Origin of the sequence: Vibrio sp. 1CM23M (assembly GCF_023161755.1) — a bacterium.
Taxonomy (GTDB): domain Bacteria; phylum Pseudomonadota; class Gammaproteobacteria; order Enterobacterales; family Vibrionaceae; genus Vibrio; species Vibrio coralliirubri.
Map to the genome: position 1 here is coordinate 57,132 of NZ_JALNTR010000014.1, position 24,168 is coordinate 81,299.

Annotated in this window: 26 protein-coding genes; 11 read left to right on the top strand and 15 right to left on the bottom strand. The window is 46.5% G+C overall.

Translation table 11 applies throughout. The features are described from left to right. Positions 1 to 305: 305 nt before the first annotated feature. Positions 306 to 1,829 (top strand): YifB family Mg chelatase-like AAA ATPase, encoded by a 1,524-nt coding sequence (locus MSG35_RS22925; RefSeq protein ID WP_017058783.1) that lies wholly within the window; start codon positions 306 to 308, stop codon positions 1,827 to 1,829. Between the two features lie 63 nt (positions 1,830 to 1,892). Here MSG35_RS22925 and MSG35_RS22930 read toward each other — a convergent pair whose 3' ends face one another. The 6 genes from MSG35_RS22930 to MSG35_RS22955 form a co-directional block, all read right to left on the bottom strand. After that, positions 1,893 to 2,849 (bottom strand): DUF2860 domain-containing protein, encoded by a 957-nt coding sequence (locus MSG35_RS22930; protein ID WP_059022100.1) that lies wholly within the window; start codon positions 2,847 to 2,849, stop codon positions 1,893 to 1,895. A gap of 140 nt (positions 2,850 to 2,989) precedes the next feature. Further along, a complete protein-coding gene (locus tag MSG35_RS22935; RefSeq protein ID WP_048610871.1) occupies positions 2,990 to 3,589 on the bottom strand; it encodes a thiol:disulfide interchange protein DsbA/DsbL in 600 nt (199 codons plus the stop codon). Positions 3,590 to 3,644: 55 nt separating this feature from the next. Then, positions 3,645 to 4,631 (bottom strand): serine/threonine protein kinase, encoded by a 987-nt coding sequence (locus MSG35_RS22940; RefSeq protein ID WP_017058781.1) that lies wholly within the window; start codon positions 4,629 to 4,631, stop codon positions 3,645 to 3,647. Between the two features lie 73 nt (positions 4,632 to 4,704). Continuing rightward, positions 4,705 to 6,123, bottom strand: coding sequence for a cytochrome c oxidase accessory protein CcoG (ccoG, locus tag MSG35_RS22945; protein WP_048610872.1), 1,419 nt, complete (start codon positions 6,121 to 6,123; stop codon positions 4,705 to 4,707). Between the two features lie 325 nt (positions 6,124 to 6,448). Next, positions 6,449 to 6,712 carry a YihD family protein gene (locus tag MSG35_RS22950; RefSeq protein ID WP_009848104.1) on the bottom strand — a complete coding sequence of 88 codons (264 nt, stop codon included), beginning with the start codon at positions 6,710 to 6,712 and terminating at the stop codon, positions 6,449 to 6,451. A 131-nt stretch (positions 6,713 to 6,843) separates the two neighbouring features. Continuing rightward, complete coding sequence (locus MSG35_RS22955) at positions 6,844 to 7,011, bottom strand: hypothetical protein (protein ID WP_004739323.1); 168 nt, start codon at positions 7,009 to 7,011, stop codon at positions 6,844 to 6,846. Between the two features lie 283 nt (positions 7,012 to 7,294). On the opposite strand from MSG35_RS22955, the gene MSG35_RS22960 reads away from it, so the two are divergent. Both MSG35_RS22960 and MSG35_RS22965 read left to right on the top strand, forming a co-directional pair. Beyond that, positions 7,295 to 8,086, top strand: a complete 792-nt coding sequence (locus tag MSG35_RS22960; protein ID WP_248385049.1) for a sporulation protein — start codon at positions 7,295 to 7,297, stop codon at positions 8,084 to 8,086. A 156-nt stretch (positions 8,087 to 8,242) separates the two neighbouring features. Then, positions 8,243 to 8,896, top strand: coding sequence for a hemolysin III family protein (locus tag MSG35_RS22965; RefSeq protein ID WP_050642884.1), 654 nt, complete (start codon positions 8,243 to 8,245; stop codon positions 8,894 to 8,896). Here MSG35_RS22965 and MSG35_RS22970 read toward each other — a convergent pair. The 6 genes from MSG35_RS22970 to def form a co-directional block, all read right to left on the bottom strand. Continuing rightward, positions 8,893 to 9,498 carry a DUF3157 family protein gene (locus MSG35_RS22970; protein WP_248385050.1) on the bottom strand — a complete coding sequence of 202 codons (606 nt, stop codon included), beginning with the start codon at positions 9,496 to 9,498 and terminating at the stop codon, positions 8,893 to 8,895. The two genes, MSG35_RS22965 and MSG35_RS22970, sit on opposite strands and share 4 nt — an antisense overlap. A 26-nt stretch (positions 9,499 to 9,524) precedes the next feature. Further along, positions 9,525 to 10,970, bottom strand: a complete 1,446-nt coding sequence (locus MSG35_RS22975) for a TrkH family potassium uptake protein (RefSeq protein WP_065676893.1) — start codon at positions 10,968 to 10,970, stop codon at positions 9,525 to 9,527. A gap of 80 nt (positions 10,971 to 11,050) precedes the next feature. Then, entirely contained in the window at positions 11,051 to 12,427 is a 1,377-nt protein-coding gene (trkA, locus tag MSG35_RS22980) for a Trk system potassium transporter TrkA (protein WP_004735766.1), read from the bottom strand. A gap of 109 nt (positions 12,428 to 12,536) precedes the next feature. Continuing rightward, positions 12,537 to 13,817, bottom strand: coding sequence for a 16S rRNA (cytosine(967)-C(5))-methyltransferase RsmB (rsmB, locus tag MSG35_RS22985; RefSeq protein ID WP_017058774.1), 1,281 nt, complete (start codon positions 13,815 to 13,817; stop codon positions 12,537 to 12,539). Positions 13,818 to 13,909: 92 nt separating this feature from the next. After that, positions 13,910 to 14,857 (bottom strand): methionyl-tRNA formyltransferase, encoded by a 948-nt coding sequence (gene fmt / locus MSG35_RS22990; RefSeq protein ID WP_248385051.1) that lies wholly within the window; start codon positions 14,855 to 14,857, stop codon positions 13,910 to 13,912. Positions 14,858 to 14,894: 37 nt separating this feature from the next. Next, positions 14,895 to 15,407: a peptide deformylase gene (def, locus tag MSG35_RS22995; RefSeq protein ID WP_248385052.1), complete on the bottom strand. Its 513-nt coding sequence runs from the start codon at positions 15,405 to 15,407 to the stop codon at positions 14,895 to 14,897. Between the two features lie 140 nt (positions 15,408 to 15,547). On the opposite strand from def, the gene MSG35_RS23000 reads away from it, so the two are divergent. The 4 genes from MSG35_RS23000 to MSG35_RS23015 are packed head-to-tail and all read left to right on the top strand — an operon-like array spanning position 15,548 to position 18,809. Next, positions 15,548 to 16,639 carry a LysM peptidoglycan-binding domain-containing protein gene (locus MSG35_RS23000; RefSeq protein WP_248385053.1) on the top strand — a complete coding sequence of 364 codons (1,092 nt, stop codon included), beginning with the start codon at positions 15,548 to 15,550 and terminating at the stop codon, positions 16,637 to 16,639. Beyond that, entirely contained in the window at positions 16,636 to 17,748 is a 1,113-nt protein-coding gene (dprA, locus tag MSG35_RS23005; RefSeq protein ID WP_248385054.1) for a DNA-processing protein DprA, read from the top strand. Before MSG35_RS23000 ends, dprA begins: the two co-directional genes overlap by 4 nt. 2 nt (positions 17,749 to 17,750) lie before the next feature. Then, the gene (locus MSG35_RS23010; RefSeq protein ID WP_248385055.1) at positions 17,751 to 18,227 is read left to right on the top strand and encodes a DUF494 family protein; all 477 of its coding nucleotides are present in this window, start codon (positions 17,751 to 17,753) and stop codon (positions 18,225 to 18,227) included. A gap of 12 nt (positions 18,228 to 18,239) precedes the next feature. Further along, on the top strand, positions 18,240 to 18,809 hold the full coding sequence (locus MSG35_RS23015; protein ID WP_248385056.1) for a topoisomerase DNA-binding C4 zinc finger domain-containing protein: 570 nt from the start codon (positions 18,240 to 18,242) through the stop codon (positions 18,807 to 18,809). Positions 18,810 to 18,915: 106 nt separating this feature from the next. On the opposite strand, the gene MSG35_RS23020 is transcribed toward MSG35_RS23015, so the two are convergent. Next, positions 18,916 to 20,046, bottom strand: coding sequence for a 5-(carboxyamino)imidazole ribonucleotide synthase (locus MSG35_RS23020; RefSeq protein ID WP_248385058.1), 1,131 nt, complete (start codon positions 20,044 to 20,046; stop codon positions 18,916 to 18,918). A 5-nt stretch (positions 20,047 to 20,051) separates the two neighbouring features. Further along, complete coding sequence (purE, locus tag MSG35_RS23025; protein WP_004735777.1) at positions 20,052 to 20,537, bottom strand: 5-(carboxyamino)imidazole ribonucleotide mutase; 486 nt, start codon at positions 20,535 to 20,537, stop codon at positions 20,052 to 20,054. Positions 20,538 to 20,732: 195 nt separating this feature from the next. Between purE and MSG35_RS23030 the strand changes: the two genes are divergently transcribed. The 4 genes from MSG35_RS23030 (at position 20,733) to MSG35_RS23045 (ending at position 23,420) form a co-directional block, all read left to right on the top strand. Beyond that, positions 20,733 to 21,290, top strand: a complete 558-nt coding sequence (locus tag MSG35_RS23030) for an L-threonylcarbamoyladenylate synthase (protein WP_248385060.1) — start codon at positions 20,733 to 20,735, stop codon at positions 21,288 to 21,290. 19 nt (positions 21,291 to 21,309) lie between these two features. Next, positions 21,310 to 22,227, top strand: coding sequence for an oxygen-dependent coproporphyrinogen oxidase (gene hemF / locus MSG35_RS23035; protein ID WP_248385061.1), 918 nt, complete (start codon positions 21,310 to 21,312; stop codon positions 22,225 to 22,227). Positions 22,228 to 22,302: 75 nt separating this feature from the next. Further along, positions 22,303 to 23,133, top strand: coding sequence for a shikimate dehydrogenase (aroE, locus tag MSG35_RS23040; protein WP_248385063.1), 831 nt, complete (start codon positions 22,303 to 22,305; stop codon positions 23,131 to 23,133). A 17-nt stretch (positions 23,134 to 23,150) separates the two neighbouring features. Next, positions 23,151 to 23,420: a DUF1488 domain-containing protein gene (locus tag MSG35_RS23045; protein WP_248385064.1), complete on the top strand. Its 270-nt coding sequence runs from the start codon at positions 23,151 to 23,153 to the stop codon at positions 23,418 to 23,420. Here MSG35_RS23045 and MSG35_RS23050 read toward each other — a convergent pair. Then, positions 23,417 to 23,962 carry a gamma carbonic anhydrase family protein gene (locus MSG35_RS23050; RefSeq protein WP_248385065.1) on the bottom strand — a complete coding sequence of 182 codons (546 nt, stop codon included), beginning with the start codon at positions 23,960 to 23,962 and terminating at the stop codon, positions 23,417 to 23,419. The genes MSG35_RS23045 and MSG35_RS23050 overlap by 4 nt on opposite strands. Between the last annotated feature and the right edge of the window lie 206 nt (positions 23,963 to 24,168).

The window sequence follows — 24,168 nt, forward strand, 5'->3', positions numbered from 1 at the left end:
TCTAATTCGTGGTTACTTTCTTCCCACTCGCCCCCGCGCAGTCTTAATAATGACTACGATAATCAGGTTAATCAGTGCGTAAATGCGAGCGTTAAAAATCATAATATTCGAGTTTTCTCGTTTATTGTCTTCAGTAAATGTCTACATCTCTAGTGTTATCACACAAATCTGCCGCATGACAAGGAAAATGTCATTCTTTTTTCACATTAAAACACCATTCCACCAAGCTATATAACAACCTTATCGCTTTGGTGAGCAACGAATATCCAGAGCGAATACTTTTAAATCAAAGACAAAGGAAAGTTATGGGACTCGCGATAATTCATAGTCGAGCTAGTGTGGGTGTAGAGGCGCCAGAAGTGACCGTTGAGGTGCATATAAGCAACGGAATGCCTGGCTTTACGCTGGTGGGTCTACCTGAAACAACGGTCAAGGAATCTAAAGATCGAGTGAGAAGCGCGATCATCAATTCTCGCTTTGAGTTTCCATCGAAAAGAATCACGGTCAACCTCGCCCCTGCCGATTTACCCAAAGAAGGGGGCCGTTTCGACCTGCCCATCGCACTTGGGATTTTAGTGGCATCGGATCAGCTTCCGACATCAAAAATAGCTCAGCATGAATTCATCGGTGAGTTGGCGTTGTCAGGAGAATTACGCTCAGTAAAGGGTGTGTTGCCTGCGACGTTAGCCGCCGATAGCGTTGAACGATGCTTAGTTGTCCCACATCATAACGGTGATCAGGCTGCGCTGGTGGGCAAGGGAGCGCATAAATCTGCACAAACCTTGTTGGAAGTTTGCGCTGACATGTGTGGACAGGCTCAGCTTGGGCTATATAGAACGGAACATCATCAGGCTGATGTTTCAGTGCTTCGCGACCTACAAGATATTATCGGCCAACAACAAGGCAAGCGAGCTCTGGAGATCGCAGCCGCTGGGAATCATAACTTATTGTTTCTTGGCCCACCCGGAACCGGAAAAACTATGCTCGCTTCTCGACTGCGTGACTTGCTACCTGAAATGAGTGATGACGAAGCGATGGAAACCGCGTCGGTGGCCTCGTTAACGCAACAAGAAATCAATCAATACAACTGGAAGCAACGACCTTTTCGATCCCCTCACCATTCCAGTTCAATGGCGGCATTAGTGGGTGGTGGTTCGGTGCCTCGCCCCGGAGAGATCTCTTTAGCGCATAACGGCTTATTGTTCTTAGATGAGATGCCGGAGTTTGAGCGCAAGGTGCTTGATTCATTACGAGAGCCACTAGAGTCGGGTGAAATCATTATCTCTCGTGCTGCGGGCAAGACTCGTTTTCCTGCGCGTTTTCAATTGGTCGGTGCACTTAACCCAAGTCCAACGGGTTATTACGAAGGTAATCAAGCGCGCGCCAACCCACAGATCATCCTGCGTTACCTCAATCGCTTATCTGGGCCCTTGCTGGATAGGTTCGATATGTCGTTGGAGATCCCATTGCTTCCTAAAGGCATGCTCGCTGAGGGTGGTGACCGTGGGGAAACGACTCAAGTGGTAAAGCAAAGGGTCAGGCAGGCGCGTGAGTTGATGCTATCTCGCAACCATAAATCGAATGCACTGTTAGGTAGCCGAGAAATTGAGAAGTATTGCCCGTTAAGACGCGAGGATGCGGAGTTTCTGGAAACGGCGTTGCACCGACTGGGTCTGTCGATTCGTGCTTATCATCGAATCATTAAGGTGGCACGAACCATTGCCGACCTTGACGGTAATGAGCAGATCGAAAAGAAGCATCTATCGGAAGCGCTTGGCTATCGCGCGATGGATCGCTTGCTGAAGCAACTCACGGCTCAAGCTGTCTAGCAAGCAGAAAAAAGCCTGCTTAGATGCAGGCTTTCGTTGGATTGCTGTTCATACTCGTTAAGGTTAGAACTTGTAGTTCAGGCCAACTGAAACGATATATTGAGACTCGTCGTAGAAGGTAATGTTCGAGTCGCTGGTGCCGTAGCCCGCTAGTGAAATAAACGACCAGTTTTCCCAATCCATGAATTGATCATACTCATAGGCGGCGAATAGGTTGATATTGTCGTCGCTGCGTTTCTTGTCGTAGATCGGGTTGCTCGCATCGTAAGAGCGTTGGTTGTAACCCGCTGTTAGTGCGTACTGGTGACGCCCCATGCCACCAAACAAGCTTACCTCACCACCGAATTGGTCGTAAGATTCAGCTTTACCATCAGCATCACGTGTTTGATAGATGACGGATGGAATAAGCATCATGGTACGACTGAGTGGCAGGCGATATTGACCTTTCAAGTAGAGAGTATTGGCATCTCGTTTGAGCTCTTGCTCTTGAATATCATCCTTGTCGACATCTTTGGTCGCATAGGCCATGTCTAGCGAGAAAGCTGAGCCCGCAATGTTGCTTAGCTTCAAACGAAACGCATTGCCAGTTTCATCGGTCTTGGTGCGAGCTGATGTGGTGTTGTATGGATCGGCCCAAGTTTCACCCGACATAATGGTTGGAAGCAGTGAAGCGTCGATCACCATGCCAGACTCAAGCTGGTATTTATAACCAACCTCTAGCACAACAGTACCCGTAGCTACGTCATCACGAGCGGTACCTGTGTAAACCTGGTGATTTAGCTTCTCACCAAAGGTGTAAGCGACACTGCCTAAAGGGGCGACAAGAAATGAGCTTTCTGAAGAAGCCTTCTGATCTATGGATGAAAGATTGCTATCAGCATCGGTATTAAAGTTTGAGGTAGAAGAGGCAACGCCGGTATTGATAGAGATTTCACCACTGAAACCTTGTTGGTCTGCAAGCTTGGCAAAAGCGGGAGAAGCCGCAACGCTCAAAGCCAAGAGAGTTATTTTGATTTTCATTTAAGGGCTCCTTGCCCACCGGTTCTTAGGACGGGTTATTAATAGCAGTAAAGCTTTAAACTTCCAGGTTAATTATTTATCAATGATGATTTTTGAACAAGCAAAAAAAAAGGAAGCCGAAGCTTCCTTTCATCAATGACTTACTTCTTCAATAAGAAGTTCACCAGCTCGAAGTACTCATCAAGAGAGTTGATACCTTGAGCTTCGACTAGGTAGCGGTTGTTAACCACAACAGCAGGTACACCTGAAAGGCCGCTGTCTTTGAATGCTTTGTCGAAGCGACGAACCATAGAATCTACTGCAAAGCCGTTATACGCAGCATCGAATTTCTTCGCATCAACACCTTCGTCTAGGAAGATTTGACGCAGTTCTTCTTCATCACGTGGTGGCTTGTTCATGGTGTGGATGCGGTTAAACATCACTGGCACCATTTTGTCTTCAACTTTCAGTGCAATCATCGTCGCGTAAGCTTTGCTCATTGGCAGACCCATGTTGCCACCCATGAATGAAACATGGTTCTTCTGTAGCTTAGCGTCTTTAGGTAGCTGTTGTTTTAGCTGCTGGATGATTGGCTCAAAGCTATTACAGTGTGGGCAGTAAAAAGAGAAGAACTCTGTCACCATTGGTTTTTTTGATGCTTCTAGGTCGAGAACTTTGTAGTGTTCACCTTCGTTAAATTTCGCAGCGTGAGCTGAAAGGCTCAACATGATCAATGAGAAAAATGCGAATAGCTTTTTCATTTATCCAATCTCCATTATGTTTGAATTTTTATCTAGTTGTATGTTGCGATTGCTGTTACCACTGAGGCATTAACGAAAGTGGTGGCTCTTGCAGGGTAGCAATTTGCTCTTTACAAGCAAGTACTTGTTGCTCCCAATATTTCGGATCATTAAACCACGGGAAGGCCAGAGGAAACGCAGGATCGTGCCATCGTTTCGCCAACCATGCCATGTAATGCACCATACGTAGACCGCGTAGTGGTTCGATTAGTTTCAGTTGTGCGGTATTAAAATCGCAAAATTCTTGGTAACTCTCGAGCAAAATATCCAGTTGCATCAGCTTATCTTGGCGTTCGCCATTAAGCAGCATCCACAGATCTTGTATCGCAGGGCCGTTACGAGCGTCATCAAGGTCGACGAACATTGGTCCATCGCGCCACAAGATGTTGCCAGGGTGGCAGTCACCATGTAGGCGGATATTCTCAATATTGCTCGGCCACTGGCTCTCTAGCTCTTTGATCAGAAGGTCAACGTCATTGAAGAACGCGTTTTCTAGGTGTGTTGGGATGAACTGAGAGTTCTCTAGAATCTTACGTGGCTGATAAAGGTATTCATCTAAGCTGATGGTTGGGCGGTGCTGGAATGTTCTTCCCGCGCTGGCTTTATGAATACGACCAAGAAAACGTCCAACGCCTTCTAATTGATCTAGATTGTCGACTTCATACTGTCTGCCGCCAACACTTTCAAATAGTGCAAATAGGTAGCCTTGGTATTCATGTAAGGTTGCACCGTTGATTCGCATTGGAGGCGCAACCGGCATCTCTTGTTCGATAAGCTCGAGTGCGAAGTCATGCTCTTCTTGGATCTGTGCCTTGTTCCAGCGTTGCGGACGATAAAACTTAACGACGTAGCGCTTACGGTCTTCATCGGTGAACTGATAGACACGGTTTTCGTAACTGTTGAGAGCGAGAAGCCCGGATTCAGCGCGAACTCCGATGCTCTCCAGTGCATACCACATGAAGTCAGGAGTCAGGTTATCAAAGTTAAAGGCTTGCATCGTCATAGAATAAAAAAGGCTCATTACTGAGCCTTTTTCCATTTATTGGGTTGTTATACCAAGCACTACGGTGCGGGTATCAGAGCTTCTTGATAAAGCGGCTTTCGACTTCCATCGTAAACTCTTCATTATCCGAGAGTATAAACTGAATTGTCGAAACTGGTGAGCTCAGTTTTTCTGGGTCGGCGCCTAAACTGATAGGTAGGTTCAAAACCTCGCCCGGATCGACAGTAATCGTCTGTTTGCCGTACCAGATAGCATTGGGCAGTCCGCTAACATCGAGCTTGTACTCTTGCTCTTGTTGAGTCTTGTTGATCACTTTCAAGGTGTAGGTGTTTTCAACCAGCCCTTGGTTATTGACTCTGAACAGCTGGTTTCGGTCACGCAGAACACTTAGTCCGGCAGGATCAACGCTCGCGATTTGGGCGAAGAACAAGCCCAGCATCACGATCAAGATGGCGCCATAGCCCAATAGTTTAGGACGCATTACCTTGGTCGAGTGACCTTCAAGTCTGTGCTCGGTGGTGTAGTTGATCAGTCCTTTCTCGTAGCCCATACGCTCCATGGTGTTGTCACAGGCATCAATACACGCGCCGCAGTTAATACACTCGTATTGCAGGCCGTCACGGATATCAATCCCCGTAGGGCACACTTGTACACACAGATTACAGTCAATACAGTCGCCTAGACCAAGCTCTTTTGGATCGGCTTTACGAGAGCGAGGGCCACGGCTTTCACCACGTTCTGTGTTGTAACCAACGATGAAGGTGTCTTTATCGAACATTGCTGACTGGAAACGCGCGTAAGGACACATGTGCAGACAAACAATTGAACGCATCCAACCCGCATTGGCATAAGTACATCCAGCAAAGAACAGTACCCAAAACACTGGCCAGAAAGACGAGTTAAAGGTAAAGAAGCCAACCACTAACTCTTTGATTGGGATGAAGTAACCAACAAAGGTTAAACCCGTCGCAATGGCAATCGCCCACCACGCAATGTGTTTGAGGGTTTTTCTGAGGATTAAATTGCTCGTCAGTTTGCCCGAGTCTTGTTTTCTTCGCTTATTGGCAGCACCTTCTAGCTTCTCTTCGAACCAGATGTACATGAAGGTCCAGACGGTTTGTGGGCATAAATAGCCACACCAGACACGGCCTAAGAAGGTGGTTATGAAGAATAAGCCAAACGCGGCAATCATAAATAGGATCGCGAGTAGGGTCAGATCTTGCGGGTATAACGTTGTGCCAAAGAAGTTGAACTGTTGGCTGCCGATATCGAGCAAGATCGCTTGGCGTTCACCAAAGGGAATCCACGGGATAAGCGCAAAAAGTAAAAGTAAGAACCAACCGCCATAGCGACGCAGTTGTTGGAATTTACCTTTGCTTTCTCGAACATAGATTCGGTTACTTGGGTTAAATCGATCTCCATTACCTTTATGTGTTTTCGGGTTAAAGGTTTTAGGAGTCACATCTTTGATATCGATTTTATCCTGACTCATGGACTATCCTTTTTGTGGCTTGTTTGCCCGGTTAAGTCGGGCATGACGACATTACTTGAAAGTATGGTTTAGAGAACCTGTTGAAATTGAGCTTGGTGCATTTGTTGTTATCGCACTCACTCTTATTATTTTAGAAGATTCTTATGGATGGCGATTATAGCGACAATCTTGTTCTCATTTCTTTAACGCTATCAACCTTTAACAACAAAAGTCATAACAGTTGTGACGAAAAAATAGCGAACAGAAACAAAAAAGCGACCTGGTGGTCGCTTTTTAAATTGAGTGTTTTATCTATACGGCAATTGAGCTCTAAACAAACGGGCGACTAAAGAAGGCCACGTGCTTTTAGAATTGCGGTTTTGAAATCATCTTCTTGGTCTTTTTTCAGACCCGGGATCATTTCATCTTTTTCGCTGTTGCGCATTTTTAGGTGGTAGATAAGAACATCGTCAGTCAGTTCTTCAAGCTTGCCTTGGTAGCCCGCTTCTTTTGATAGCTTAATGATGAACTCTAATAGGTTAAGCTCTTGATCTTTCTGCCACTCAGGCTCCATCAGTTCAAGCAGTTCTTCAATGCGGTGACACTTCATACTTTATTTCTCCACAAATTTTATAATGATTTGTGGCTAAGGTATCAAATCGGGTAGGGAATACCAATGTGTAAACACATTTCAAGATGGGAGCGGGCAAGAAAAAAGCGCAGTAAAAACTGCGCTTTTTGTTAAGCGGCTTTAATCACTTTTGTTGTAGTCGGTGCTAATAAAGCAGTCTTCTCAACTAGAGTCATTGTAGGAGCCAATTTCTTAGCCGTTGGAGCAGCAACAAAGCCACTACGACGACGCATCGCACTACGGTTGGTGTGCGAGAACCTGACAGCTGTTGGGCGCATTAATTTACCTAACGGTCAGGCATATCCATTGCCAATCTAATGGCCTGATTTACCATGAGCTCCACTTCAATTGCTTGAAGCGTTACTCGTCTGGCTTTCGCCAATCCGAAGAATAAATCAGGATAATGATATGCATGCATATCAAGACTTAGATTATCACTATCTAAGTTATCGATCGACGCCTGAGTGATAATTAAACGATATTAGAGCTAAAATAGTGTGAGCAGTATATTTGAGTTTGAACCTCTTTCAGGCTTAAGATGATGCTTTAAAGGAGGTGCATATGTCGTTCTTAAAGAAAACGTTAGCAAGTTTTGGAATTGGATCTGCCAAGGTGGATTCTGTATTGCAACAGGAAGTGCTTTATCCAGGCAAGAAGGCGAGCATTATTGTGCATGTCTATGGCGGCGCTCAGCCACAAGAGATCGACAACATCGATCTCAACTTGTGCTGTCGTTACGTCAAAGAAGTTACCATGAACTCGCAAAGGCAAGAGGGCGGTCAAGCACGTCGAATGCACCAGACATACTCGTTGGCCAAATGGAGTCTGCCGTATGCCTTTGTTATTCAGCCGGGTGAAACCCGTGATTTTGAATGTGAGTTTGATGTCCCGCTGAACACCCCGGTCACGATTGGTGATTCAAAGGTGTGGCTAGAAACCGGGTTGGATATTGCGATGGCAATTGATCCATCGGATAAAGACATCTTAACGGTTCGTCCTGATGCACTCCTCGATGGTATTTTTAACGAACTTGAAGCTCAAGGGCTGCGCATTCGCCAAGTGGAGTGTGAAGCGGTAGAAGGCTTTGAACTGCCATTTGTACAAGAGTTTGAGTTTGTGCCGACTACGGGTCCTTATCATGGCCGCTGGCGTGAGCTTGAAGTTGTTGCCCATCGTGACGAAACTGAGCTTAAGCTTTGGTTTGAGATAGATCGCAATCGCGACGGTGCCAAAGGCATGTTGGCGAGTTTATTGGGAGTGGGCCAGCTACAGCGTCAATTGAGTGTGCCACTCGATACCTCTCCAGAAGAAGCCGGCAAGATGGTACTTGAGTATCTAGATAGCGCCTCTTAATTCGCTTTTTGGTTCTTTAGCTTTAGAGAGCCTAGCCTCATCACACTGTTTAGGCGTCATTGATGTCATAAAAGCTGTTATAAAAATTTAAGCTTACACGTGTAAGCTTAATGTGCAATACTAGGTCAATTGAACATTTACTCTAGTAGGATACTCATGTCTGCATCATCAGCTAGCGAATACAGCGACATCGAAGAACGCGCTAACGCGATAACCCATGGCTTGGGCGTCGTGCTTGGCGTGGTTGGTCTGATCTTGTTGCTGGTTCGCGCGTTTGATTACCAAGCCGACATGTTGACGGTTGCCAGTATGGCAATCTATGGCAGCAGCATTATCCTGCTCTTTCTTGCTTCCACGCTTTATCACTCGATCACCACAGAAAAAACCAAGCGTTTATTAAAAACCCTCGATCACTGTGCAATTTACTTACTCATCGCAGGTAGCTACACCCCGTTTTTATTGGTTGGCTTAAGAACCCCATTAGCGATGGGCTTGATGGCGGTTATCTGGGGAATTGCGCTGGTCGGTATCATCATGAAGATTGCCTTCGTCTACCGATTTAAACGTCTATCGCTGTTCATTTATTTAGCGATGGGTTGGTTGTCGTTGATTGTGGTGTATCAACTGGCGATGAATATTGAGATGGGCGGCTTGGTGTTATTGGCGCTCGGCGGCGTGATCTACTCGTTGGGTGTTATTTTCTATGTGGCCAAACGCATCCCTTACAACCACGCCATCTGGCACTTGTTTGTTTTGGCGGGCTGCGCTTGCCATTTCTTCGCTATTTATTTGTACGTGACTCCGGTTTAGCGAGCCAGTACCTCACTAATCTCAGCTTTAATCTGATATTCAGGGTGTTGTTCTAGGTCGATCTTGATTAGCTTGCCTTCTTCACCCGTCTTTGGTCGTAGGTATGTGTCGGCCATTCGTTTGATTGATTTCCAAACAGCAACTTCTTCTTCTGCCAACAACTCACCTTCTGCAGTAAATACGCTGATGTTAAGTGATACCAAAATGACCGCTTGAGTGCCTTGGTTGGTGATGGCTGTCGGAATGATAAGCTCACCATCTTCATAGCTACTGGCACCTAGCACAACATCCACTCCTGATTGAGACAGCTGTAAGCTTGGCTTCTTACTATTAACCACAATCGTAGTGCCACGCGTGTTCGTTGCGACAGGTACGGCTACGACAGGGGCTGCTGCAATAGGCACTGCTGAAACAGGCACTGCGATCTCTGATGTTGTCGCTGCTGCTTCCGTTTGCTTCGGTGCCACGTATTGCCAAGTAAAATCATCTTTGAGTAACACTTGCTTGCCATCAGGCAGTGTGACCATTTGATCAGCAAAGGCAGAACTTACGAATACTGAGTTTGCGAGCAATGCGCCAGCGAGAAGTACGTATGATTTCATCTGTGTTTCCTTGATTTTGTGCTTGGTTAACGTCGCCAAAAGGCTGGGAAAAATAGAACAATGAGCGTCAGTATCTCAAGTCGCCCCATCAGCATTCCTAAACTTAGCAACCATTTAGCGGCGTCGGGCAGTGGAGCAAAGTTCCCGGTTGGACCGATCACGCTGCCCATACCAGGACCAACGTTGGCAACGGCTGTGATAGCGCCAGATATACTGGTCACGGGATCAAGCCCCATTGCGCTCAAGCCACCTGCAATTAAGATAATCGTAATAAAGAACATCAAACCAAATGCGACCAGTGAACGCACAATGTCGTCATTTACGGGTCTTTGGTTATAGCGTTGAACAAACACACCCGACGGGTGGATCAGTTTCATCATTTGCTTATGAAGCATGGTCATCGCGATCTGGAAGCGGAAGATTTTGATACCGCCAGAGGTTGACCCCGAGCACGCGCCCGCCATCATTAAAAACGCAAACAAGGTAGTCGGTAGTGCGCCCCACGCGGTGAAGTCTTCTAAGCCAAAACCGGTTGTGGTGACGACTGACACTATGTTGAACATCGAAACACGCATCGCATCCATGATGGTGTAGTCATCCCTAACCACCAGCCATGTCGATATTACGGCACTGGTGACCAAAAATAGATACGTGAAACCTCTCACTTGAGCGTCTTTGTAGAGGATTGAGAGCTTTCTACCACGCAGTGCGCTAACAAACAGTAAGAATGGCAGACCACCAAGGAACATGAACAGGGTTCCCACCCAGTGAGCACTGTTAGAGAAGTGGTTCATTGAGCCATCTGAGGTTGAGTAACCACCCGTCGACAGTGTTGTGAAGGCGTGATTGATCGCATCAAAGATGCCCATGCCTGCAAACAGATAGCTAATGATGCACAAGCCAGTCAGAACCAGATAAACCGCCACGATGTTCTTCGCGACCGTTTTCGCTCGTGGGCTGCTTTTATCTGACCAATCGGAGGACTCGGTTTGGAATAGGCGCATACCACCGACGTTAAGCATTGGCAGAACCGCTACCGCCATAACGATGAAGCCGATGCCGCCTAACCATTGCAGTATAGAGCGCCACAACAGAATGCTTGGTGCCATGCTGTCTAAGCCGCTCAATACAGTTGAGCCAGTCGTGGTGATACCAGACATGGTTTCAAAGTAAGCGTCAGTGAAGCTGATGTGGTTGATGAAGACAAATGGCAGTGCAGCAAAGGCACTGGCAATCGTCCATACCAGAGAGGTGATCAGGAACATGTCCCGTACCCCAAGTCGGAACTTAGCTGAACGGCCTAAACTCAAGCAGATGAACGCCACTATGTGCGTGATCACTACCGACTGACCAAACTCGAGGAAGCCACCGGTGCCTGTAAAAAAGGCAACCAATGTAGGGATGTACATGAAAAGGGCGAGTTTTGATAACACTAACCCTATCACTAATAATATCGGACGAAAGTTGACCATAGCTTAATAGACCATCGCTTTGTGCCGAAGCGTCGTTCTCACAAGAAGAAGGTTGTGAGAACAAGCTTACGAGAACAAGGCTATAAGAAGAACGGGCTCGGTTGGAATAGAGACTCAACATCTGGTACGTATTTCTTGTCCACTAGGAACATAACTACGTGGTCATCTTGTTCGATCACGGTTCTATCGTGCGCGATAAGTACCTCTTCTCCGCGAACAATCGCACCAATAGTGGTACCCGGTGGTAGTTTGATGTCGCCAATAGCTCGGCCAACCACTTTAGATGTGGTTTCGTCACCGTGAGCAATCGCTTCGATCGCTTCAGCAGCGCCGCGACGCAGAGATGATACGTTTACAATATCAGCACGACGAACGTGAGTGAGCAGCGCAGAAATGGTCGCTTGTTGTGGAGAGATAGCAATATCAATCACACCACCCTGAACAAGGTCGACGTAAGCACCACGCTGAATCAGTACCATTACCTTCTTGGCACCCATTCGCTTAGCCAGCATCGCTGACATGATGTTTGTTTCATCTTCATTGGTTAGGGCAATGAACACGTCCACTTGATCGATGTTCTCTTCGGTCAGCAGCTCTTGGTCTGCGGCATCACCACAGAAGACGATGGTGTTTTCTAATTCTTCAGACAACTTCTCGGCACGAGTGTAACTGCGCTCAATAAGTTTGATGCTGTAGCTCTGTTCAAGGCGTTTAGCCAAGCTTGCACCAATGTTACCACCACCGACAATCATGATGCGGCGGTACGGTTTCTCTAGGCGTTGCAGTTCACTCATTACTGAGCGGATATGGTTACTTGCCGCTACAAAGAACACTTCATCATCGGCTTCAATGATGGTGGTGCCTTGTGGGCGAATAGGGCGACCTTGACGGAAAATAGCGGCAACACGAGTATCGATGTGCGGCATGTGCTCACGCAAAGCAGATAGGGCGTTACCGACCAGTGGACCACCGTAGTAGGCTTTTACTGCTACTAGGCTCACTTTTTGTTCAGCAAAACTCACAACCTGCAGTGCTCCTGGGTATTGAATTAGGCGCTCGATGTAGCTGGTTACCAGCTCTTCGGGTGCAATCAGGTGATCGACTGGGATAGCACCTGATTTGAAGAGTGCTTCTTTCTCTTCTAGGTATTGAGGAGAACGAATACGAGCAATTCTGTTAGGCGTATTAAACAGAGAGAAGGCAACCTGACATGCGGCCATGTTGGTTTCATCCATGTTGGTTACGGCAACCAACATGTCGGCATCTTGCGCGCCCGCTTCACGTAGTGTGTTCGGGTGGCTGGCATAACCGTTTACAACCCTAAGGTCGTACTTATCCTGAAGTTCACGAAGTCGGTCAGCATTACGGTCGACAATGGTGATGTCGTTGTTTTCACCAACCAGGTTTTCAGCAAGGGTACCGCCAACTTGTCCAGCACCTAGGATAATGATCTTCATAGCCTTTCTCTTTTCTTTACCGTGGTAATTCTAGTTATCTAACTTTATTTTGATAATGCACTAGAAAGAAACAGCGGCTAAGAAATAAATTCTTAGCCGCTGTTAGTTGTTATGCCTGTTTTACTAGAACTGCGTAGTAGAAGCCATCCATATCTTCTTCCCCAGGCAGTATTTGACGACCCGGATTTTCGATATCAGACCCAACCAGCGTTGCGTTCTCTGTACGTGCTAGGAATGCTTTCACTTGCAGCACGTTTTCTTGCGGCGTGATAGAACATGTCGCATAAACCATGGTGCCGCCTTCTTTCAGTTGACGCCACATAGCATCCATAATCTCGCTTTGCAGTTCAGCCAGCGCGTCAATGTCAGATGCACGACGTAGCCATTTGATGTCAGGGTGACGGCGAATTACGCCTGTCGCTGAACAAGGTGCATCAAGCAGAATACGGTCGAACTTATCACCCATCCACCACTCTTCAGGGTAGCGAGCATCGCCACAAATTACGTCGGCACGTAGTTGCAGGCGCTCAAGGTTATCGTAAACACGGTCTAGACGTTTGATGTCGCAGTCAATCGCAACCACTTCAGTATCTTGAGTGTGCTCAAGAATGTGTGCCGTTTTACCACCTGGCGCAGCACAGCAATCTAGGATCAGCTCACCATCTTTTGGTGTTAGGTAATCAACCGAAAGCTGAGCAGCAGCGTCTTGCACAGATACCCAACCTCTGTCGAAGCCTGGAAGCAAAGTAACATCACAAGGTGCTGCTAATTTTATGGCATCGGCTGCTTCAGGATGCAATGTGTATTCAATGTTTTCGTTTTTAAGCAGCTCAACATACTCGTCACGAGTGTGGTGTTGGCGGTTAACGCGCAGCCACATTGGTGCCTTGCTGTTGTTTGCTTCAACCAGTTGCTCCCATTGATCTGGGTAGCTCTCTTGAAGCATTTTTAGAATCCAGCTTGGGTGGCCGTATTTGCCTGCATTGTGGCTAACGGCTTTCTCGTCTAGTTCTTCTTGGTCACGTAGGTAGCTACGTAGCACAGCGTTGATCAAACCACTCAGGCTTGGACCACGCAGTGTTTTAGTACCCTCAACCGTTTCAGCAACCGCGGCATGCGAAGGGATACGCATGAAGCTTAGTTGGTAAATGCCCACCAAGATTAGGTGGTGGAATACACGCTTTTTACCTTTAAGCGGGTTTTCCATCAGTTCGTTAGCGATTGACTCTAAACGAGGCAGGTAACGAAGTGCGCCGTAGCAAATCTCTTGCAGTAGAGCATGGTCTCGTGGACGGATCGTTTTTTGAGCCGCAGGGAGAGCGTGTGAAAGAGAGTGGCCTTTATCGACAACTTGGAATAGGACATTTGCAGCAGCAGCGCGAACATTCATGAGGGGTACCGAATATTTATTTGAATACATGAGGGCATCTCTGCCCTCGTAAAGGTTTTCTAAGCTGCGTAATTAACAGCTTTAAAAGCGGATTAAGAAAGTTGAGTACCAACTTCAAACCAGCTTGCACGTGAGTTCAAGATATCCTGAACTGACATGGCTTTTTTACCTGGAACTTGCAGCTGTTCAAGAACAAGTACGCCTTGTCCTGTCGCTACGTAGATACCAGTTTTATCTGCTTGCAGAATAGTACCTGCAGGCTTATCAGAAGTTTGCTCGGCCACACGGCTTTGCCATACTTTAATGCTGTTCTCAGCAGCTTCAAAGTGGCTCATTGGCCATGGGTTGAAGGCACGAACGCAGCGCTCAATATGCGCAGCTTCATCACTCCAGTTGATACGCGCTTCTTCTTTGCTTAGCTTCTTCGCGTAGTTCGCAAGCTCATCGTCTTGCTTTTCTGCAACTGCTTTGCCAGAAGCTATGTCAGCTAAACACTCAACAAGAGCGTCAGGGCCAAGGCCCGCTAACTTCTCGTACATTGATGCGCTGGTATCTGTCGCTTCGATAGGCAGCGTCGCGATACTTAGCATGTCGCCAGTATCTAGGCCGATATCCATCTGCATGATCGTCACGCCTGTCTCTTTATCACCCGCCCAAATAGAGCGTTGAATCGGAGCAGCACCACGCCAGCGAGGTAGGATAGAGCCATGTACGTTGATACAACCTAAGCGAGGCGTATCTAATACAACCTGCGGAAGCAATAAGCCGTAAGCGACAACAACCATGATGTCAGCGTTCAATTCAGCTAGCTCTTGCTTAGCTTCATCTGACTTGAAGTTTTCTGGTTGGTAAACCGGAATGTTATTTTCAAGTGCGATGTTTTTTACTGGGCTCGCAGTCAGTTTTTTACCGCGGCCTGCTGGGCGATCTGGCTGTGTGTAAACAGCAACAACTTCATGCTCCGAAGACAACAACGCCGCCAAGTGACGGGCGGCGAAATCCGGAGTACCTGCAAAGACAACTCTTAAAGACTGACTCAAGGTAGGCTTCCTTCTAATTTAGTAATAGCAGCGGTTATTAACCTTGTTTCTCGTTGAAACGTTTGATCTTCGCTAGCTTATCTTGGATACGTTTACGCTTTAGTGGCGATAGGTAATCAACAAACAACTTGCCTTCTAGGTGGTCAAGTTCGTGCTGAACACAGATAGCCAGAAGGTCATCAGCGTCGAATGTGAATTCGTTGCCGTCACGGTTTAATGCTTTAACCGTTACTTCTGCAGCGCGAGGTACTAGAGCTCGAGCGCCTGGTACAGATAGGCAGCCTTCTTCGATTCCATCTTCGCCGCGCTTCTCAGTAATTTCAGGGTTGATAAGCACCATTGGCTCATCACGTGTTTCTGAAATATCGATAACAACGATGCGTTGGTGGAAATCTACTTGCGTTGCCGCAAGGCCGATACCTTCTTCGTCGTACATGGTTTCAATCATGTCATCAACGAACTTTTGAATCTCTGGGGTAACTTCTTTTACCGGTTTCGCCACGGTACGTAGACGATCATCTGGTAATGTTAATACTTGTAATACAGACATATACACTCGAAATATTGAACTGTGCCGAAACAGCTTAAACCTTGTTGGCTCAATTCTAGACATTTTATAGGTCAAATGACAGCATCCTGAAGGTAATTCTCAAATCAGATGTCATATATTCAGACCAAGGAACCTAGGTCATGCGTCATTTTTCTTCTATTTTTTCTCTCGTTTGTGCCTCGCTTTCGTTCACCGCTACGGCTGGAAATAGCGCTCAACCTTTAACCATTAAGCAGGGCGCACCTGAGGCGTATGTGGTGGTAAAGGGCGATACCTTATGGGATATATCTGCGATGTATCTTGATAGCCCGTGGTTGTGGCCAAGGTTATGGCAGGTAAACCCTGAGATAGAAAACCCTCATCTTATATATCCCGGAGATAAACTGTCTTTGGTTTGGATTAATGGTGAGCCGGTATTGAGCCTTAAACCGGTTATCAAGCTGAGCCCTAAGATTCGTGTCTCGGAGAAGAAAGCGGTGCCAACCGTCAATGAGGGGCTGGTTCTACCGTATCTACAATCTGACCGCTTGGTCGAACAGCAAGACATTCAATCGGCTCAACGAGTGTTAGGGACGAGTGATGGAAAGAGATTCTTATCGGGTGAAGACCGGTTGTTTATTTCGGGTAACCAACAACATCAAAAGTGGGGTATCTACCGCGCCGTTGAAACCTACCAGCGGCAGCAACCTCAAGCGAGTATGACCTCGTTGCGTTTGGTCGCCACGGCACGCTTAAAAGAAGTGGACGCTGAGTTCAGTAGCTTACAGATAGAGACTCAACTGCAAGAGGTGCTGCTTAACGACCTCGTGTTACCAGAGCTTGGCGTTGATCTGGTGAAGCTCTCAACCACGTTTTATCCTGCGCCTAGTGCTGCGGGTCAGTTTGCTAATATCTTGGGTTCGTTAGATGGCAGCCAATACAGTGCAAAGAATCAGGTCGTGGTTATTAACAAAGGCTCGCAGGACAATCTTCGCCAAGGCTCTATGTTTACGCTCAGCGAAAGCGGCGCGGTGGTGTTTGGTAAGCAAGGTGAATACAGCTACAAAGAATCAGCGGCGAGCGATAAGGTGCAATTGCCAAGTACTTCGCTGGGCAGCTTAATGGTCATCCGCCCTTACGAGTATTTTAGCCTCGCGTTGATCACTCAGAGCTCTAAGCCGGTTAGCAATGACATTCTGGCAGTATCGCCTTTGGACCTTGCTTTGACGGAAGAAGCTAAGGGCACCGAGTGAATGAGCTACAACTGAGCGCTTGGCTAACTCTAAGTTTTGTTCCGCAACTGGGTGGCAAGCGCCTTTCTCGACTGCTGAGCATTGATTCCCCTTCGAATATTGTTGGTTACTCCAGTCAGCAACTGCAAGCGCTTGGTTTGTCTGCCAAGCAAATTGCCTATCTAAGAGAGCAAGCCCCAAGAGAAGTGGAGGCTTGCCTAGAGTGGCAAGCAAGACAACCCAACCATCACATCATTACCCCGAATTGCTCGCATTATCCCAAACTGCTGAATGAGACCGCCTCCGCGCCAAGCGTGCTTTTCGTTAAAGGTCACGTTGAAAAGCTGATTGAGCCTCAAATCGCTATGGTTGGCAGTCGTAATGCCAGTATTGAAGGGCTGCAGACAGCAAAGTCCTTCGCCAAAGAGTTTGTGCAAAACGGTTTGATTGTCACCAGTGGCTTAGCCTTAGGCATCGATGGTTATGCTCATGATGGTGCTCTGGATAAAGGAGGGGAAACTTTCGCGGTGCTGGGCTCTGGATTGGATTCCATTTATCCTGCGCGACACAGAAATTTAGCCGATAGGATCTGTGAAAATGGCGCATTGATTTCAGAGTTTCGCCCAAGTGCCAAACCACGACCTGAACATTTCCCTCGCCGTAACCGTATAATAAGTGGGTTATCGCTCGGAACCTTGGTGGTTGAAGCGGCTGAGAAGAGTGGTTCTTTGATTACAGCTCGCTATGCCATGGAGCAAGGTCGAGAGGTGTTTGCGCTTCCTGGCTCTATTCATAACCCAACCAGTCGCGGGGGCAACAGTTTAATCAAAGCTGGAGCATGCTTGGTACAGAGTGCACAAGATGTTCTGATTGAAATAAAGAGTCTGTTAGACTGGTCTATCGATCAGCAACCTAGCTTGTTCGAACCTACGCCCAGTATGGGGGAAAATGAACAATTGCCATTTCCACAGCTGTTAGCTAACGTAGGGTTAGAGGCGACACCCGTTGATATTTTGGCACAGAGAACCCATATACCTGTGCATGAGGTCATGATGCAGCTTTTAGAGCTTGAGCTCTCAGGGCATGTTGTTGCAGTTTCCGGTGGCTATATTCGAAAGGGGAGAGGCTAGCTATGATGATGGACATACTGATGTACTTGTTTGAAACCTACATCCATAGCGATTCAGAATTGCAGGTGGATCAAGATGAGCTGGAAGATGAGCTTCTTCGAGCAGGGTTTCACCAAGGTGATATTTATAAGGCCCTCCATTGGTTAGAAGATCTTGCTGCACTGCAAGATACCGACAACCAAGCGGCGATTACTATGTGCTCCAATACCTCGATGCGTGTTTATACCAGTCGAGAGATTTCACGTATTAATATGGAGTGTCGAGGTTTCTTACTGTTCCTAGAACAGATCAACGTACTCACGACAGAGATTCGTGAAATGGTGATTGATCGTGTGATGGGGCTTGAGACCAACGAATTTGAATTGGATGATCTGAAATGGATTATCTTAATGGTGCTATTTAATGTGCCGGGTAATGAAAGTGCTTACACGCAAATGGAAGAGCTGTTGTACACCAAAGAGCAAGGTATCTTGCATTAATACAGGCTTGTCATGAGTAGTAAGATTGATAATCAGCTTTTTTCAGCACATGAACATGCGTTAGAGCATGAACCATGTCCACAGTGTGGTGGGGAGCTTCAGCTTCGCCATGGTAAGCACGGCCCATTTTTAGGCTGTAAGCAGTATCCGAGCTGTGATTACATCAAGCCTCTTCATCAAAATGATGGTCACGTAGTGAAAGAGCTGGGCGTTCCGTGTCCTAAATGCCAAAACGAATTGGTATTAAGGCAAGGTCGCTTTGGGATGTTCATTGGTTGTAGCAGCTACCCAACGTGTAATCACATCGAATCTTTGGATCAACCAAAAGAACAACCTGAAGAGCAGCCACTTGTTGCTTGTCCTGAGTGCGGCAGAGGCCATTTGGTTGAGCGTAAATCTCGCTATGGCAAAACCTTCTATGCGTGTGATAACTACCCCAAGTGTAAGTTCGCAGTTAACCAACCACCAGTTATAGGTCGTTGTGAAGAGTGCCAGTTCCCGTTGTTACTTGAGAAGAAAACAGCCAGTGGCACCAAGATGCAATGCGCTGATCGCAAGTGTCATCACATTCAATCTCAGTAGTAATACTAGTCGCGGTAAGTAACTGATCAGAAATAAAAAAAACGGCGCTCAATGAGCGCCGTTTCTATATCCAATGAACTTTTTATATCAATAAGCCAATGTCGGCTTACTTCATCTGCTCAGCAAACTCATGCACAGCTGGGTAGGCTTGCTTATCAAGAATGTCAGCCAATGAGCACAATGCTCTTTGTAGCTCTGCGTTGTAGTCAGCGCTCACGTTAATGTGGCCCATCTTGCGACCTGCACGCTTCTCTTTGCCATACCAATGAACATGACAACCACCTTGAGCAAGAATAGCCTCAGGAAGAGTATCTTCGCCAAGAATGTTGATCATTGCGGTTGGACGAATCAGTTTAGTGCTACCTAGTGGCATGCCACACACTGCACGTAGGTGGTTTTCAAACTGACAAGTCTCTGCGCCTTGTTGCGTCCAGTGGCCAGAGTTATGAACACGTGGTGCAATCTCATTAACCAGCAGTGAACCTTGAACATCAAAGAACTCAAGTGCTAGCACGCCAACGTAATCTAAACGCTCAGCAATGGCAGTGAACATGGTTTTCGCTTGCTCTTGCAGTTCAATGTCATCAATCGCTGTTGATAAGCTCAACACGCCGTTGGTGTGAACATTCTCAGCCAGTGGGTACACTTGAATCTCGCCATTGGTACCACGAGCACCAACCAGTGATACTTCGCGGTCAAACGGAACAAACTCTTCAGCCACAATCGCTTGGTTGTCTGTTGCGGCAATGCACTCAGCCATTTCTGTCCAAGTCGCGTCAACATTGTCTAATGTCTTTAAGCGCCATTGACCTTTTCCATCGTAGCCGCCAAGTGTGCTCTTCAATACCATTGGTAAGCCAACGTGAGCGATCGCAGCGTCAAAGTCTTCGCGAGAGTTAATCACGTAGTATTTGGCATTTTTCACGTTTGCTTCGTCTAACAGGGCTTTTTCAAGGCGACGGTCACCGCCTGCTTTGATTGCTTCTGTTGTCGGTAAGAACTTACCGCTGCACTCACATACCTCAAGTACATCGTGAGGAATATGTTCGAACTCTGCAGTAATGACGTCCGCACGCTCAATCGCATTTTCTAAGCCGTTACCTAGAATCGCTTGCGTTAATGGGTGAACAATATTTTTGCTGCCAACATCAAAAGCAGAAATTTCAATATTCAGCGGTGCCCCAGCTAGGGACATCATGCGAGCAAGTTGGCCCGCGCCTAACACAAGAACATGCATGGAAATTAGTCCTCTGCAGGGTTTGGATTAGCCAGAACCGTTTCTGTTTGTTCAGAGCGGAACGCTTCTACTTTTGCCATTACTTCTTCATTGTGTGTACCAATGATTTGAGCCGCTAGGATGCCTGCATTGGCAGCGCCAGCTTCACCGATAGCCAAAGTACCTACCGCGATACCTTTTGGCATCTGCACGATAGAAAGCAGAGAGTCCATGCCCTTCAGTGCTTTAGACTGAACTGGAACACCCAGAACTGGTACGCTTGTGAAAGCAGCAGCCATGCCCGGAAGGTGCGCTGCACCGCCAGCACCAGCAATAATCACTTTAATACCGCGCTCTTTCGCACTGGTTGCGTAGTCTGCAAGCAACTGAGGTGTGCGGTGAGCAGAAACCACTTTTGTTTCGTACGCCACGCCAAACTGATCCAACATTTCTGCAGCTAGCTTCATTGTTGGCCAATCAGATTTAGAACCCATGATAATACCGACAGTCATCTCAAACTCCTTCAGGTACGATTTAATTAGTGATTAGATATTTTGCGCGCATTATACGGGTAAAATTGCTTAAGGAAAACGTTTGCGTCAGTCTAAGTTGTTAATTGATACATTTTATAAACAAATAGCTTTAGTCACAGTGAATGATAATTTGTACACTTAGTGAGTTAGATAACTGAATTAATGAGGCAACCCGTGGATAACTTTCAACATACTTTGCAGGCATTACAACAAGGTGAAGTCATTGCTTACCCGACCGAAGGCGTTTTTGGGGTCGGTTGTGATCCCGATAATCCACAAGCCATCAAGAAATTACTCGACCTAAAACAACGACCGATCGAGAAAGGATTGATCTTAATTGCTGCAAGTTACGAGCAACTGTTACCTTACATTGATGAAAGCCAATTGACGGAAGCGCAGTTGGCAACAGTGAAATTGACATGGCCAGGTCCTGTCACTTGGATCATGCCAACCAGCAGCAAAGTCACTGACTGGGTAAGTGGTCAATTTGATTCCATCGCGGTAAGAGTGACTGATCACCCTTTGGTTCAAAGAATGTGTAATGAGTTTGGTAAGCCGTTAACCTCTACCAGTGCTAACCTGACCGGCGAGCCGCCGTGTATGACGACTGAAGAAGTTCAGCTGCAACTTGGCCAACATTTGGTGGCTATTTTAGAAGGTCAAACGGGTGGCCGTGAGAAGCCAAGCGAAATTAGAGATGCAAAAACGTCGAAAATATTAAGACAGGGTTAAACCCTGCAGAGGAAGAAAGATGTCAGCAATTGATAAAGAAGCAGTAAAACAGTTTTTACTGAGCCTACAAGATTCGATTTGCCAGCAGCTTGAACAAGCTGATGGCGTAGCACTGTTTGAAGAAGATGCATGGCAGCGTGAACCTGGCGAGCGCCTGGGTGGCGGTGGTCGAACTCGTGTGATGACCAACGGTGCGGTATTTGAGCAAGGTGGGGTTAACTTCTCTCACGTAGCGGGTAAGGTTATGCCGGCCTCAGCTACAGCTCATCGCCCTGAATTGGCCGGACGTAAGTTTGAGGCTATGGGGGTTTCATTAGTTATCCACCCTAAAAACCCATATATCCCAACCTCACACGCGAACGTTCGATTCTTCATTGCGGAAAAAGAAGGGGAAGACCCGATTTGGTGGTTTGGTGGTGGTTTTGACTTAACGCCATTTTATCCTGTCGACGAAGACTGCCAATCTTGGCATCAAACAGCCAAAGATCTTTGTGCGCCATTTGGTGACGATGTTTATCAAGAGCACAAAGAATGGTGTGATAAGTACTTCTATCTTCCACATAGAGATGAAACACGTGGTGTGGGTGGTTTGTTCTTTGATGATCTGAATGAGTGGGGCTTTGAAAAGAGCTTTGCTTATATGCAGGCGGTCGGTGAAGGTTTTGCAGCCGCATACTTACCAATTGTAGAACGACGCAAACAGACGCCTTATGGTGAGCGCGAGCGTGATTTCCAACTTTATCGTCGTGGTCGCTATGTTGAATTTAACTTAGTGTATGACCGTGGCACCCTATTTGGTCTACAAAGCGGTGGTCGTACAGAGTCTATATTGATGTCGATGCCGCCATTGGCTCGCTGGGAATACCGCTACGAACCACAAGCGGGTTCACCAGAAGCTCTGCTTTATAGCGACTACCTAAAGCCTCGAGTTTGGTAGTTCTTCCTTCCTTATAGGGATAGTGATAGGGTCATCTATATAGATGACCCTTTTTTATTTCTGTTAGGTAAGGATATGACACAGCAAGTAGATCGTTATGCCGTTTTCGGTAACCCTATTGGGCAAAGCAAATCGCCATTCATTCACACATTATTTGCTCGCCAAACCAGCCAACAACTTACCTATACAGCATTACAGCCAGAGCATGGTGAATTTATCACTGCTGCCAAAGCCTTTTTCAGCGAAGGTGGTCGAGGATGTAACGTAACAGCACCTTTTAAAGAAGATGCCTATCAGTTTGCTAATCGCCTAACTGAGAGGGCTGAACTGGCCGGTGCCGTAAATACCCTTAAGAAGTTAGATGATGGAGAGATCATTGGTGATAACACCGATGGTGAGGGGTTAGTTCAAGACCTGCTTCAACATCAAGTCACGCTAAAAGGAGCACGAGTTCTTCTTCTTGGCGCTGGTGGTGCTGCGAGAGGAGTGATTCAACCTCTTCTCGACCAAAAACCACAACAGCTAGTGGTCGCTAATCGAACCAGCTCCAAGGCAGAACTATTGGCTGAGATGTTTTCGTCGCATGGCCACATCAAGGGGATGGGGCTAAGTGATGTAAATGATGGCTTTGATGTCATTATTAACTCGACTTCGTCTGGTCTAAGCGGGCAGCTTCCTGAAGTGTCTGATGCTATTTTCAATTCTACTAGCGCCGTTTATGACATGGTTTATGGATCGGGAACCACAGTATTCAATCAATGGGCATTAGATAATGGTGTTCATGCTGCTTATGATGGTTTGGGTATGCTAGTGGGGCAGGCAGCAGAGAGCTTTATGCTTTGGCGTGGTCTTCGTCCGGGAACAAAACAGATTTTAAGAGAATTACGTAAAAACCTAGAGATGTAATGAGGTATTTATAAAAAATGAATCAATCAATTCTATTTCCTGATATCCAAGATTGGGATGAAGAGAATCAATCAATCACCTTCCCAGTACAACAGTCGGGTGCATTGATTGAATGTGCCATGTCTATTGAGGAATTATCACGATTGGCAGGTAAAGATATAGAAGAAGGCGATCAAGCTTTAGCTATCTTTTCAGAGTTACGTTTCGATATTGAAGAGCTAGCGGAAGAGTTAATAGAAGAAGAGGAGTATGACTCCTCTAATCGGATTCAGATCAAAGCGCTTTAGATTGGAAGTACAGAGTCTAGATAGTCATTTTTATTCTGAACATAGTTGTCAGCTGATTTCTGTAAAAAGGCTCGCTCTTTATCATTTAATGGGCGAGCTTGTTTTACTGGGCTTCCTACATAGAGATAACCGCTTTCAAGTACCTTATTAGGCGGTACCAAGCTACCAGCACCAATCATCACTTCTTTTTGGATAATCACGCCATCCAACACGATAGCTCCCATACCAACTAGTACACGATCTTCAATAGTGCAGCCATGCAGCATTACTTTATGTCCGACAGTAACGTCATTACCTATTAATAGAGGATAACCGTCAGGGTTTTCTGCATTCTTATGGGTGACATGCAAAATGCTGCCGTCTTGGATATTCGTTCTCTCTCCAATATGAATGTGGTTCACATCCCCTCGAGCTGCAACCAAAGGCCACACGCTAGAGTCGTTACCGATTTTGATATCACCAACCAGTACTGAACTTGTATCTATATAGACACCTTGTCCAATCTGAGGGGATATTCCTTTATAACTGCGTATTGAACTCATAAATCCTCCTTTATATACGCACCTTAAGCCCTTAATTAAGGGGAATACTAGTGAAAATGGAGTGTTTTGAACAAAAAACGCTCGAACAATCAAAAAAGTAAGAAAAACTTCAAAAAGGGCTTGCCAGTGTGATCGAAATCTCTATAATGCGACCTCGTTGAAACGGGAAGGCTTCGTAAGAAACCAAAACGAATCAGCAGGTCAAG